Origin of the sequence: Lactobacillus johnsonii, assembly GCF_013487865.1 — a bacterium.
Taxonomy (GTDB): Bacteria; Bacillota; Bacilli; order Lactobacillales; family Lactobacillaceae; genus Lactobacillus; species Lactobacillus johnsonii_A.
Genome location: NZ_CP047409.1, coordinates 1,920,168 through 1,932,377, shown reverse-complemented (window position 1 = coordinate 1,932,377; position 12,210 = coordinate 1,920,168). Strand labels below are relative to the sequence as shown.

General features: G+C 34.8%; 11 protein-coding genes and 1 pseudogene. 6 read left to right on the top strand and 6 right to left on the bottom strand.

Annotated elements, in window-relative coordinates:
* Positions 1 to 18: 18 nt before the first annotated feature.
* From cydB to GTO82_RS09380, 4 genes and pseudogenes are all read right to left on the bottom strand, one after another.
* Entirely contained in the window at positions 19 to 1,041 is a 1,023-nt protein-coding gene (gene cydB / locus GTO82_RS09395; RefSeq protein ID WP_180873306.1) for a cytochrome d ubiquinol oxidase subunit II, read from the bottom strand.
* Positions 1,041 to 2,432 (bottom strand): cytochrome ubiquinol oxidase subunit I, encoded by a 1,392-nt coding sequence (locus GTO82_RS09390; RefSeq protein WP_004898178.1) that lies wholly within the window; start codon positions 2,430 to 2,432, stop codon positions 1,041 to 1,043. The genes cydB and GTO82_RS09390 overlap by 1 nt, the downstream gene beginning before the upstream one ends.
* A gap of 164 nt (positions 2,433 to 2,596) precedes the next feature.
* On the bottom strand, positions 2,597 to 4,936 hold the full coding sequence (locus GTO82_RS09385; RefSeq protein WP_180873305.1) for an ABC transporter ATP-binding protein/permease: 2,340 nt from the start codon (positions 4,934 to 4,936) through the stop codon (positions 2,597 to 2,599).
* Positions 4,937 to 4,948: 12 nt separating this feature from the next.
* A pseudogene (locus GTO82_RS09380) lies at positions 4,949 to 6,070 on the bottom strand (ElyC/SanA/YdcF family protein).
* A 79-nt stretch (positions 6,071 to 6,149) separates the two neighbouring features.
* Here GTO82_RS09380 and GTO82_RS09375 point away from each other — a divergent pair.
* Positions 6,150 to 6,797 carry a CPBP family intramembrane glutamic endopeptidase gene (locus GTO82_RS09375; RefSeq protein WP_053106794.1) on the top strand — a complete coding sequence of 216 codons (648 nt, stop codon included), beginning with the start codon at positions 6,150 to 6,152 and terminating at the stop codon, positions 6,795 to 6,797.
* 16 nt (positions 6,798 to 6,813) lie between these two features.
* On the opposite strand, the gene GTO82_RS09370 is transcribed toward GTO82_RS09375, so the two are convergent.
* Both GTO82_RS09370 and GTO82_RS09365 read right to left on the bottom strand, forming a co-directional pair.
* Positions 6,814 to 7,323, bottom strand: a complete 510-nt coding sequence (locus GTO82_RS09370; RefSeq protein ID WP_180873304.1) for a DUF1440 domain-containing protein — start codon at positions 7,321 to 7,323, stop codon at positions 6,814 to 6,816.
* Positions 7,324 to 7,373: 50 nt separating this feature from the next.
* Positions 7,374 to 8,828, bottom strand: coding sequence for a PTS galactitol transporter subunit IIC (locus tag GTO82_RS09365; protein WP_180873303.1), 1,455 nt, complete (start codon positions 8,826 to 8,828; stop codon positions 7,374 to 7,376).
* Positions 8,829 to 8,973: 145 nt separating this feature from the next.
* Here GTO82_RS09365 and GTO82_RS09360 point away from each other — a divergent pair, with 145 nt between their 5' ends.
* The 5 genes from GTO82_RS09360 (at position 8,974) to GTO82_RS09340 (ending at position 12,207) form a co-directional block, all read left to right on the top strand.
* On the top strand, positions 8,974 to 9,495 hold the full coding sequence (locus GTO82_RS09360; RefSeq protein ID WP_228099731.1) for a hypothetical protein: 522 nt from the start codon (positions 8,974 to 8,976) through the stop codon (positions 9,493 to 9,495).
* Between the two features lie 64 nt (positions 9,496 to 9,559).
* The gene (locus GTO82_RS09355) at positions 9,560 to 9,982 is read left to right on the top strand and encodes a hypothetical protein (protein ID WP_180873302.1); all 423 of its coding nucleotides are present in this window, start codon (positions 9,560 to 9,562) and stop codon (positions 9,980 to 9,982) included.
* 23 nt (positions 9,983 to 10,005) lie between these two features.
* Entirely contained in the window at positions 10,006 to 10,494 is a 489-nt protein-coding gene (locus GTO82_RS09350; protein WP_180873301.1) for a DUF805 domain-containing protein, read from the top strand.
* Between the two features lie 113 nt (positions 10,495 to 10,607).
* Positions 10,608 to 11,282: a DUF969 domain-containing protein gene (locus GTO82_RS09345; protein WP_180873300.1), complete on the top strand. Its 675-nt coding sequence runs from the start codon at positions 10,608 to 10,610 to the stop codon at positions 11,280 to 11,282.
* A 1-nt stretch (position 11,283) separates the two neighbouring features.
* Positions 11,284 to 12,207, top strand: coding sequence for a DUF979 domain-containing protein (locus tag GTO82_RS09340; RefSeq protein WP_180873299.1), 924 nt, complete (start codon positions 11,284 to 11,286; stop codon positions 12,205 to 12,207).
* Positions 12,208 to 12,210 lie beyond the last annotated feature (3 nt).

The window sequence follows — 12,210 nt, the reverse complement described above, 5'->3', positions numbered from 1 at the left end:
TTTTATTCCTATTCTAGATTAGGCGTTTTGATTTACCTTAATCCGGTGTCTAAAGACTACATATGACCAGATGATATAAGCTAAAGCGATTGGCAAGAGGATAAGGGCGATAATTGTCATTACTTCAAGCGTTAATTTAGAGTTAGCCGCATTTTTAATTAAAAGTGAGTGGGCTGGATCAGTAGCGATTAATACGCGAGGGAAGAGTCCATTGAATAAAAGTCCAACAACAGCTACTAAAGTTAATCCACTAGTTACAAAGGCTACTGCTTGCTTATTTTTAATTAAGGCAATATCTGACCAAGCAGTTAGAACAACAATAAGTAAAGTGATAATTGTTGAAGAGATTGGTCTTAACTTAAAGAAATCAGTTTGGAAGAAAATCAATAAAGCAAAGATAATTTCTCCTAAATAAGCTACCAGATAGAGTTTCTCGTTTAGGTTAGCAGCTCGCTTACTTAATTCTGGGTCATCAATTCTTAATCTTAAGAAGTTGATTCCGTGAATTAAACACAGAAGAACGCCTGCCACGCCTGCTACTACTGACAATGGGTTAACAATATTCCAAAAACTTAAACTCATATTTCCTTGAGCATCGATTGGAACACCTTGAATTAGGCTACCGAACATCATTGTAAGGAAAAATGGAGCTAATAAACTACCCCAAAATAGGGCACTAGTCCAAATTCTAAATCCATGTTCAGTTTCGGCATGAGCAGAAAATTCAAAGGATACTCCTCTGATAATTAGGGCAAATAAGGTAAAGAATAGTAAGATGTAATATCCACTAAATAGACTTGCATACCAATCAGAGAATGACGCAAACATGGCACCGCCAGCTGTGATAAGCCATACTTCATTTCCATCCCAGTGTGGTCCAATGGTTTCCATCATTACATGTTTTTCTTGATCATTTTTTGCTAAAAATTGTGTTGCCATTCCTACACCATAGTCAAAACCTTCAGTAAAGTAGAAGATCATGAACAGAAGGCCAATTAATAGGAACCAAAGCAACTGTAAAAAATCAATTCCATCGATCATTAGTATGCACCCCTTTCAAGTGCACCAGCTACACCCATATCAAGTTGACGTTTACAGTAATAGATCATTACTCCGCCAAGAGTTGAGAAGATTAGGAAATACATAATATTTGTGAACCAGAGCTCACCAGTGGTTGTACTTGCAGAAATTGAATCTGCAATTGTAAATAGGCCATAGACAGTCCATGGGAAACGACCAAGTTCTGTAATGAACCAACCACAAGTATTAGCAATAAATGGAAGGAAGGTTGAAATACCTAAAATCCATAAGAACCAGCGCTTGTTTTCAATTGTATTCTTCTTTGGACGAGTCCAAATTAAGCCTAAAATTGCAAGCAAGGCAAATAGGGCACCAAAACCGGCCATGATTCTAAAGCTATAGAATAAGGTCTTAACTGGAACATAATAGCTCATGTCTTTGCCAAACTTTTTATCATATTTTGCATGCAATTCTTTATTGATTTGATTCATCCCTTTAATGGAACCACTAGTACTGTGATAAGTAAGAATGGTTAGAACATCAGGAATAGAAATTGCACCTTCATTTTTATGTTCTTTAGTATTTAAATTAGCAACTATATCCCATGGAGCGTGATCGCCTGTTGTTTCATAAACACCTTCAGTGGCAGCAAACTTCATTGGTTGTTCGTGAATTTCAACTTGAGTTTGATAGTCACCAGCACCGATTTCAGCAATTGAGGCAAATAAGGCAACCCAAAGAGCGATACGCATGGACTTTTTATGGAAGTTAACGTCCCGTTTTCTAAGTAAGCCAAAAGCAGCCATCCCAATTACGACAAATGAAGCCGTAACAATGGCACCGATTACTACGTGTGGGAAACTAGCCCATAGTTGTTCGTTGGCAATTAAAGCCCAAAAACTAGCCATTTGTGCCTTACCATTTTTAATGACATAGCCAACTGGATGTTGCATAAAGGCATTAGCGGTTAAAATCCAAATTGCACTCAACATTGAACCGATAAAAGAGATCCAAACTAAGGCACAGTGCAACGCTGGCTTAAACTTGTTCCATGTAAACATCCATAAACCAATGAAGGTAGATTCCATAAAGAAAGCTAACAAAGCTTCAATGGCCAATGGAGCACCAAAAATATCACCCATGAAACGAGAGTAGTCAGACCAGTTCATTCCGAATTGAAATTCCTGAATAATTCCTGTAACTACCCCGACAGCAAAGCTCAATAGATAAATTTTTCCCCAGAATTGAGCCATCTTTTTATATACTTCGTCCTTTTTAACGACGTAGAGTGTTTCCATGATTGATACAATGAATCCCATCCCAATGGAGAAGGGAACAAAGAAGAAGTGGAAGACTGTAGTCATTGCGAATTGGAAGCGGGCAAGATCTAACATTGTTACACCCGATAACATTTTCATTCACCTATTTCTATTTCCACATATATAACATCTGTTACCTTAAGCATATACTTTATTGATGCCGTTTTCAATAAAATATAAGAATAAGTTCATAACTTTTTTCTTAGGTAAGTTTAGAGCAAAAAAATAAGGATTTCAATGTTGAAATCCTTATAGATTTATTCACTTCTTAAAGCAATTGCGGCGTCCTTTTTAGCAGCCATTCGAGCTGGTATATGACCACCAAGCATTGTTAAAACAGTACTAATAATTACTAAAATTAAGGCTTGCATTGGGTCGAGTTGCGCAACGTTACTCATATTAGTAATTGCGTATAATACTGCGTTGATTGGGAAAGTACATAGGTAAGCAATTAAGATACCTAAAATACCAGAAAAGAGGCCGAGAATAAAGGTTTCAGCATCAAAGACACGGGTAATATCCCGTTTTCTAGCACCTAAAGCCTTTAGCACACCAATTTCCTTTGTACGCTCTAAAACAGAAGTATAAGTTAAAATACCAATCATAATCATGGAAGTAACTAAAGAAATAGCAGCAAAAGCAACTAAAACGTCAGTAACTCCGTCAAGCAGACCACCAGTTAACTTAGTGACCGTGCCTGACATATCAGTATAGATAACCTGATCTTTTTTAGCCTTACCTTTATTATATTTGTCTAAGTAATCGAGAACTTTATCTTTAGACTTAAATGAATTTGGATAGATAAGAATACCGCTAGGGATGCTAGAACCACCGAGAGATGCAATAAATTGCTCTTTTTGAGTTTGGTTCATTGGCTGATTAGTCATTACATTGGTAGTACTATTCTTTTGTGCCTTAACAATATCCGAATTTTCATTTTGCTTAATAATTTCTTGAGTTAAACCATCACTGTAAGCAATACCGTTATCTAGCAGGGCCATTTGACTATTATTTTTACCACGAATAACGGCACTTAATTTTAAGGTTAAGTTGCTAGAATCATACATTGACTTAGATGCCTTTTGTGGAACAAAGTTTCCAGTAGGCAATTCTTGATAGTAATTGTTATTGCTAATTACCTTAAAAGTATGGCCGACAAGTTTGTTTAGATCAATTTTTTGACCATCTTTAATTGAAATACCTAAATTCTTAAGTGCGTTAATATTAGCTTGATTTTTATTATTTAAAACAAGAACTACTTCATTATTTGACTTAGGCCAGGAACCAGCAAGTAGTTGGTAATTATCCTTTAGAAAAGTTCCTTGCTTTGAATCAAGCGTTTTAGGAAAGACACTTGTGTTAATCCCTACACTATTCATCCCTTGAAGTTGAGCACTAGCAATAGCAGAACCGGAGTTGTTAACATTAGAAAATTCGACGTGCTTAATTTTGCCATTATCATTAGTTAGAAGATTAAGCTGGGTTTCTCTAATGAAGGAAATATTATTGGCATATGAAGGATTGATTTTCTTAACATAGTCGATATAAGACTGAGTAATCTTATTTTCGTGGGTGTTTTTCTCATTGTCTGGTTTTGCGGCAACAAGATATCCCTTATTTTTGACGTTTTTATCAGATTCAGTTCGGCTTGTAGCAGCGTTCATGTCTGTTGCCGTTTGAGAAATAGAAATTGGGAATTTAGCGAGTGTTTTACTTTGCGTTTCATTAATTTGTTTTTGAAAACCATGTGACAAAGCTAAAACAATAGCAATTCCAATAATTCCGATACTTGAAGCAAAAGCAGTTAAAAAAGTTCTACCTTTCTTAGTCATAATGTTAGTAAAACTAAGTTTTAGGGCATTCCAGTAAGACATTTTTGTCTTTTTGAGTTTAAAGGTATCTTTTACTTCTTTTTTAGGCTCAAAGGCATTTGAATCACTAAGAATTTTTCCATCTTGGAAATAAACGATTCTACTTGCATATTCTTCAGCCAGTTCAGGATTATGTGTAACCATGATGACTAATTTATCATGGCTGAGCTCTTTGATTAGCTCCATAATGCTTTCACTGGTTTTGGTATCTAAAGCTCCTGTTGGCTCATCACATAGAAGAATATCGGGATCATTAGCTATTGCCCGGGCAATAGCTACTCGTTGCATTTGTCCTCCAGATAATTGATTAGGACGCTTCTTTAAATGATCGCCTAAACCAACACGCTTTAGCGCAGCAATTGCTTTTTCGTGGCGTTCATTGCTACTTACTCCTGAGAGCGTCATGCCAAGCTCTACATTTTCAATAATAGAAAGGTGAGAAATAAGATTATAACTTTGAAAAATAAAGCCGACAGAATTATTACGGTAAGCATCCCAGTCAGTTTGAGAGAAATTTTTCGTCGACTTACCATTGATGATAATGTCTCCAGAATCGTAATGATCTAATCCACCAATTACATTTAAAAGAGTCGTCTTACCAGACCCACTAGGACCTAAGATAGCAACGAATTCACTGTTACGAAAATTAATCGTAACGTCATCTAATGCATGTGTGACGGTATCACCTACGTGATAGGTCTTTTTTAAGTGTAAGAGTTGTAGCATATCTTTTCCTTTCTAAGCAATTATATATTTGTGCCAGCCCAATACGGCAAATATCGCTTGGATTATAAATAAAATTGCAATTAAACCAATGATAACAAAATGGCGTTTCTTATGCATGATAAAGACCCCAGCAAATTCACGAATTGTAGCATTAGGTAAAAAGTAAAAACGTGTAGTTGCTCCAACACCATTGGCCTTTAAATGAGCCATTTTTGCATAAAGCCCAGCTCTAAAAAGATGATAGTTATTAGTGAAAAATTTAGCTTTAAAATTTGGATTGCCCCAATCACTAGTAGCTACTTTTTTAGAGTAGAGCATGTTTTGATAGGTATTAGTTGATTTATCTTCTAATAAAATTAAGTTAGGCTCGTAGCCATGTTTAACAGCGTAATCTTTCATTGCGGCTGCTTCAGACAGATCTTCATCTTTTCCTTGACCGCCTGACATAATTAGTTTTGGACGTTTATGTCCTTTATCATATTGTTTATTAGAAAAAGCAATAGCTCGGTCAATTCGTGCACCTAGCAGGCGTGATACTTTCTTTCCTTCGATTAATCCTGCACCTAGAACAATTAGATAATCTTACTTGTAGCGACGGGGAGTAATTTGATACAAAACTAAATTGAGTAAAAAGTTATACATTACAAATAGAAGATAAAAGGCAATCAAAGTTGCTCCAGCAACTAGAGAATGAAGCCAGCCCGGTAGGCGGTGAAATACACCTAATCTATTTAAAGTCCATATTCCTACTAAAAATAAACCAATAATCAAAGTTAAAAGATTTGGCAGAGAATGGCTTTCATATTTCCAGACAAAATAGGCATTCCAGAGAAAGAAAATCCAAGAAAAGGTTACTAAGAAAAAGATTCCAAATAAGATAGCCAAAGCAAGAAAAGAAAATGAGGTAGTTAGTAAAGCATTATGTTGTGAAATAATTAAAATGGCTGCCCACACTAAAAAACTAATCCCAAATATTGTGAAAATAAGGCCATTGATTAAACGACGTGGTTCAATCAGCCAAAAAAGCAAAAATAAAATAAAAAATACGAACATAATCAAAGAGGTAATCGTTACTTGATTATGAACAATAAAGTTAAAAAATTGATGCAGAGATTGCATGAGTTGTGATTGCATGATTAAATGTCCTTATGTCTTTTTAATAAACAATTATAATGAAAAGAAATAAATAATTTCAATTAGAGGAAGTGTTCGGATGAAGACTTTTTTACGCTTTTTAGGAAATCTAGCAACAGTGATCATTGCTTTTGTATTTTATACAATTTTGCAATTAGGTTATGCACAAAAGAAAGTTAACCTATTGTTTGCGGTTATTTTGGCAGTTTTAACTGTTGCAGTAATTTATTGGATGTATTGGATTTATAAACGAGAACTTAAACAAGAAAATGATTGGTTTTTCAATGCGAAGCCTCACTGGGATACAAAAAGAATTATTATTGCTGTAGCGGCTTTCTTTACTTTAGTAATCTTCCAAATAGCCTTTGTGCGATTATTTGGTGGTAATACAATTTCAAAGAATCAAGAAGAACTAGATGCAATTAGAAAAGTTGCCTCGCCAATGTTTAATGTCCTCTTGGTTATCGTGGCACCAATCTGTGAAGAATTCATCTTTAGAGCGCTGTTTTTCAATACATTTTTTCCAGTAGACAATGAGTTTAATAAGTGGGTTGGAATTGTAGTAAGTGGTTTCGTTTTTGCTTATGGTCATGATCCAATGTTTAGTAAGTTTATTTATTTATATTGGGTGATGGGGATGATCCTAGCTTGGACGTACGTCACTACAAAAGATGTAAGATATTCGATTTTGACTCATATGTTAAACAATATCCTGTCAATTTTATAGCAAAATAAAAAGAGCATTAATGCTCTTTTTTTCTTTGTTCTAATTGCTGTAAAACAATTTCAGCAATTTCGTTATTAGTCCATATCCATGCTATATGTCCTAAAGCCTCAGAAATATGTTCTTCCATTGGTTGGTTCTTTGGAGAAGGGACAGTTTTCATTAATGGCATAATTACTAGGTGAAAAACGATCCAAACTCCTAAGCCAAATGGAACGCCCTGATCTATTGTTAACCACTTAACTTTCTTTTCAAGAAGAGCCGCATAGGCAGTAGCAAAAGAAATTGAAAAACCAAAGTGAACAAGATAACTAACCCAAGGTAGTTTTTCTCCTGAATAAGTATAAGTTGCATGAGTTAAGCGGGCTGGAACACCCATTTGCTCTAGTAATTTTTGTGGAGGGTTAGTCTTATTTCTTTCTGGTGTTCTTGGAGGGAGAATGTTTTCCCAGCCCAATTTAACTAATCCCGAGATAGCACCAGCAGCAGTTCCAGCTACTAATACATTTTTCCAATTAAATTTTGACATTAAACTTCACGTCCTTTTAATTAGTTCTTTCATTTTTTATTGTAACAAATTCACTCTTTGGTAGAGGCTTTAAGGCTTGATGTTGCTTGCACGTTCTTAGCAGCCATTTTATTTAAGTAGGTCCAAATCTGTGGACGATATTTTCTTAATACAATGAGCAGTACTAAGTAAATAATAATGCACAAACTAATCCAAAGAGGATTTTTTGAGATGAAGGCGGCAAACGCTGCTGCATTCAAGGGGTGAGCCATTAAGTTAAAGCTAGTGACTAAAACGATGCCTGCTGGAATAGCAGCTCCGTAGTGAGAAATCGCATTTGTGTAAATAGAACCTAACCAGCTTGAAGCATAAACCCCTAAACTAAACCAAATAACTCCATTTGCAATGACTTTGAGAATATTACCGTTAGTAATAGCGACAATTGATTCAACCATGTAAGGGAGAGCAATTAAATCAACAACAGGTAAAGTTTTATTTCCCGGTAAAACAAAAGCAATGACTACCATGATTGGAATTAAAATAATTCCTGAAATAATTGTAGCTGGTTCTCCGTAACCGACACCATCATCAACTGCTAAAAACCAACGTTTACTATCTTGTATTAAGTCAATTCCTGATTTTGCATTTTTATTTTGTTTACGTTCTTGGTTAATTTGTTTAGCTAAAGGAATGAATGCTTTACTAAAGACTTTTGTAACTAAAGGGAAAATCGTCATGACAGCTGAAAGCTGAATAGAGAATTGAAAAATTTGTCCCCATGCTGCTACTGTGGCTAAATTTTTAATATTACCTAATATTCCAATTAAAAGCCCTAAGATGGCTCCTAAAGTCGTTGGTTCACCAAAAACACCAAATTTATTTTTAAATGCAGTTGGAGTCAAATTAGCTTTATTAAAACCAAGTAAATTCCAAAGTGGATCTAACAAAATGGCTGGAATAGTTTGAACAATATTTTGAAGTGCACAGACAGTGGTATTGTCAATCTTATAATACGTAGACCAACGATCTGCCTGAATTTCGGCCAGCAGTAATGTATAGAGAAGCATAAAAAAAGATAAGCCTAAAGAAATCCACCAATTATGTGTTACATAAAAAGCAAGAGTTCCCCAAATCATGAAACCAAAGTTGTTCCAAAGATTTGACGGCATAAAAACTTTTGTAATTCCAATAGCAAATAAAACAAATTCAGCCACTAGTCCGAATACAAAAAAAGTTAATCCAATTGGTGCGCTAAAACTCGCTAATGCTCCAGCTTGCCAACCGATATCAACGACTGGTAGCTTTATGCCGGTATTATTAACCATTTGACGGACTATTTTAGTAACTACTGGAGTAAATTCATTAATAATCCAAGAAAAACCAGTTAGACCTACACCAGCATAAAATGCACACATCATTGCTTTCTTTGGTTTTACCTTTAAAAACAAAGAAATGATAAAAATCATAATAGGGACAGTGACACTTGCCCCAAAGGCATTAAAGAAATTATGGATGTTATTTAGCATTTGATTGCCTCTTTTCTCGTTCCATATTTTTAGTATAAAAAACAAGAAAAACAAAGTCTAATAATTAGGAAGATATTGCTTGGGAAATAAATAACAGAGTGTTTTAATAGACAATGAGAGGTAACTTATTTTGGAGGTATCGATGATGAAAAAATTAGTTTCAATTGGCTTAATTGGTTTGTTAAGTTGTACGATGTTAACCGCATGTAGTAATTCACAAAATAATAGTTCTAGTTCATCAACTGAGAAGACAACAACAGTTAAGAAGAGTAGTAAGCTTACAGCAACTAATATGAATACTAAAAAACAAACGGCAATTACAATTGCATATGCTGGTGAAAAATATCCAAATATTTGGAAGAAGACTTTTAAGCAAGCTCAAAATAATACTGTGACTGTACGCCTTCATAATCGGAAAGATTTTTCATATATGCAAAATGGCAGTGATGTTGCATATGAGATTGCCACAGTTAATGGAGACAAATATTTCTACTACACCAAGAATGACCCAACTATTTTCTTCTATCACAAAAATAAAGAAGTTGGTTCATCTGATATTAAAATGATGATTAAGTACCTCAATAATCATAACGACGGTAATAAAGTAAATAAGATCATTAAAAATGTCAAAGTAGTAGACGAAAGAAAGACAGCGAGTAAAAACTAAAAAGATTGCTGGAGATAAAGGCCTATATGCTGTTCCCGCAACACTGCAGGGTGAGTGGTACAGTATGGATAATAATCGCCGTACGCACAGTAAAGATACTAATCAATTAAGAAAAATTGAATTTGATACCCATACTCTTACTACTGAAGATCATCAATATGAGCTTCATATTCCAGATAAAGAGTATTTCGAAAAGCATCAAAAATTTTCTAATGATTATCTAAACGATACGCACACTTGGGTTAAGGTTTTTAATAATACTGAGCCTTTGAAAGGAGTCAATTATATTAATTTAATTGGTTGGACCGCTAAGGATAATCACCAAACTTCATATGGTTATACTCTTTTAGACCAAGAGCCAGTAATCATTTTAGCTAGTGGACAAGAAAAAATAACTGATCAGGTTTACTGGAAGACACCTGAACTAGCTAAAAAGCACCAGGACCAAAATTTTGATAAGCTAATTACGAAAGCAGAAAATAATTAGAAAGTAGCATTGAGGTAAGAGTTATGTCTGATAAACCTTATTATGAACAAGAATATCATGCACCAGAAAGTGATATTCCAGATCCATCAGTTGGGGAAATTTTTAAAGGATTATTTCTCTATCCGTTCACTTGGGCAGCGCGTAGTACTCGAAAAGCCTTTTGGGTTGCATTTGTTATTCAGTTCTTATTAACAATTGTAATTGGAATAATTTCAGTAGCCGTTTTTATTCCAAACGGTGTTCTGTCAGTTTCTAGAAATGATATGAGTTGGGTTTTAACACATATTAGTTTCGGAGTTTGGCTAATTGAATTAATTTTATTCATCTTACTAGTTTGGATAAAATTAGGTCTTTTGGGCTATGCAGTAAGAAGACTACATGATGCGAACTATAGTGGTTGGTGGCTATGGTTAATTATTATTCCATTTGGCTGGATTATTGTAGTTATTTTCTTATTGCTACCCACTGTTGAAGAACCAGTAAGATGGGGCAGCTACTTATTTGTTGATTAACTAATTTGAATAGAAATTGAAATACGAATGGTTTTTCCTTTCGTATTTTTTTATTGCATTTTGTATAATATTTTTATAGTATTTTTTTATTTTTTATTTAAGGAATAGGTAGTATGGAATATTTAAAGCTGTTAGGAATATTAATAATTGTAGTCGGCTTTGTTTTGAAGTGGGACACGACTGCAGTTGTAGTTATTGCAGCAATTGTAACAGGACTTTTCTCTGGGATGGATTTTGTTAAATTGTTGGAAGTAATTGGAAAGAGTTTTGTGGAAAATCGAATGGTAAGTTTGTTTTTCCTAACCTTGCCAATGATTGGGCTAGTAGAATCACATGGATTAAGAGACTATGCGGTTAATGCAATAAAAAAACTGAAAAAATTAACTGCGGGAAAGATTTTAAATATCTATCTTTTAATTCGTGAACTTGCTGGTGTATTTGGGATTTCTTTGCAGGGACAGGTTCAATTTGTTCGTCCATTAATTGCACCGATGGTAATTGCTGCTGCAGAAGATCAAGATAAAAAGAAACTAAGCGAATCAGAGATTGATCTAATAAAGGTACGCAGTGCAGCAATTGATAATTTTGGTAACTTCTTTGCCCAAAACTTGTTTGTAGCATCTGGTGGTGTACTTTTGATTTCTTCAACAATGAAATCACTTGGTTATAAGGTTGATCCAGTAGGAATTGTTGTTAACACGATTCCTATTGCGATTATTACTTTCGTTTTAGTTTTTGCTTATAACCTATACTTTGACCGTCAAATGGCTAAATGGGAAGGAAAATAATATGCAAAATACGATTAACTTTTTACTTGCCATTCTTTATGCATTAATTGATTTATGTATGGCAATTGCTGGAATTGAAACATTGCGTGACAAAACTAATAAAGCAAGAATTGGAACAGCAATTTTCTGGTTCTTTTTAGCAATTATTTTTGCTTTTGGAGATTTGATTCCTGCCGTAGTGTCCGGAGCAATGGTTTTAGTAATCGGAATTTTAGCTTTGTTTAAGCAAATTCAAGTTGGTAAATTGCCAACCGTAAATCCTAAAACTGCTCAAGAAGGTGCTAAACGTTTAGGAGTAAAGGTATTTTTACCAAGCATTGTTTTGGCATTAACATCTATTATAATTGCACAATTTACTCCACTTGGTGGTCAGGTGGGAATTGGTATTGGTGCAGTTGTTTCACTAGTCTTAGCCATTATCTTGACTAAAGCGCCAGCAAAGCAAGTTTTCAAGGATTCCCAGAGAATGGTTAGAAGCGTAGGAGCACCTGGCGTTTTGCCACAACTATTAGCCATGCTTGGGGTTGTTTTTACGACTTGTGGTGTTGGTAAGTTAACAGCTGACATGATTAGTCATGTTTTCCCAGCTGGAAATCACTTCTTAGGCGTAGCGCTATACTGTATTGCGATGGCCTTATTTACTTATATTATGGGTAATGCTTTTGCTGCTTTTGCGGTAATTACTGCAGCAATTGGAATTCCTTTTGTAATTGCACAAGGTGCTAATCCTGTAGTTGTAGCAGCAATCGGAATGACATCAGGTTATTGTGGAACTTTAGTAACTCCAATGGCTGCTAACTTTAATACTTTACCCGTAGCGCTTTTAGAGATGAAAGATCAGATGGGTGTTATTAAGCAACAAGCTCCGATTGCCGTTATCTTGTTAATTGTTCAAATTGGCTTAATGTACTTTTTAGCATTTTAATTA

Coding starts and splice junctions, on each gene's coding strand:
- cydB (WP_180873306.1), bottom strand. CDS start 1,041: ATGATCGATGGAATTGATTTTTTACAGTTGCTTTGGTTCCTATTAATT.
- GTO82_RS09390 (WP_004898178.1), bottom strand. CDS start 2,432: ATGTTATCGGGTGTAACAATGTTAGATCTTGCCCGCTTCCAATTCGCA.
- GTO82_RS09385 (WP_180873305.1), bottom strand. CDS start 4,936: ATGCTACAACTCTTACACTTAAAAAAGACCTATCACGTAGGTGATACC.
- GTO82_RS09375 (WP_053106794.1), top strand. CDS start 6,150: ATGAAGACTTTTTTACGCTTTTTAGGAAATCTAGCAACAGTGATCATT.
- GTO82_RS09370 (WP_180873304.1), bottom strand. CDS start 7,323: ATGTCAAAATTTAATTGGAAAAATGTATTAGTAGCTGGAACTGCTGCT.
- GTO82_RS09365 (WP_180873303.1), bottom strand. CDS start 8,828: ATGCTAAATAACATCCATAATTTCTTTAATGCCTTTGGGGCAAGTGTC.
- GTO82_RS09360 (WP_228099731.1), top strand. CDS start 8,974: ATGAAAAAATTAGTTTCAATTGGCTTAATTGGTTTGTTAAGTTGTACG.
- GTO82_RS09355 (WP_180873302.1), top strand. CDS start 9,560: ATGGATAATAATCGCCGTACGCACAGTAAAGATACTAATCAATTAAGA.
- GTO82_RS09350 (WP_180873301.1), top strand. CDS start 10,006: ATGTCTGATAAACCTTATTATGAACAAGAATATCATGCACCAGAAAGT.
- GTO82_RS09345 (WP_180873300.1), top strand. CDS start 10,608: ATGGAATATTTAAAGCTGTTAGGAATATTAATAATTGTAGTCGGCTTT.
- GTO82_RS09340 (WP_180873299.1), top strand. CDS start 11,284: ATGCAAAATACGATTAACTTTTTACTTGCCATTCTTTATGCATTAATT.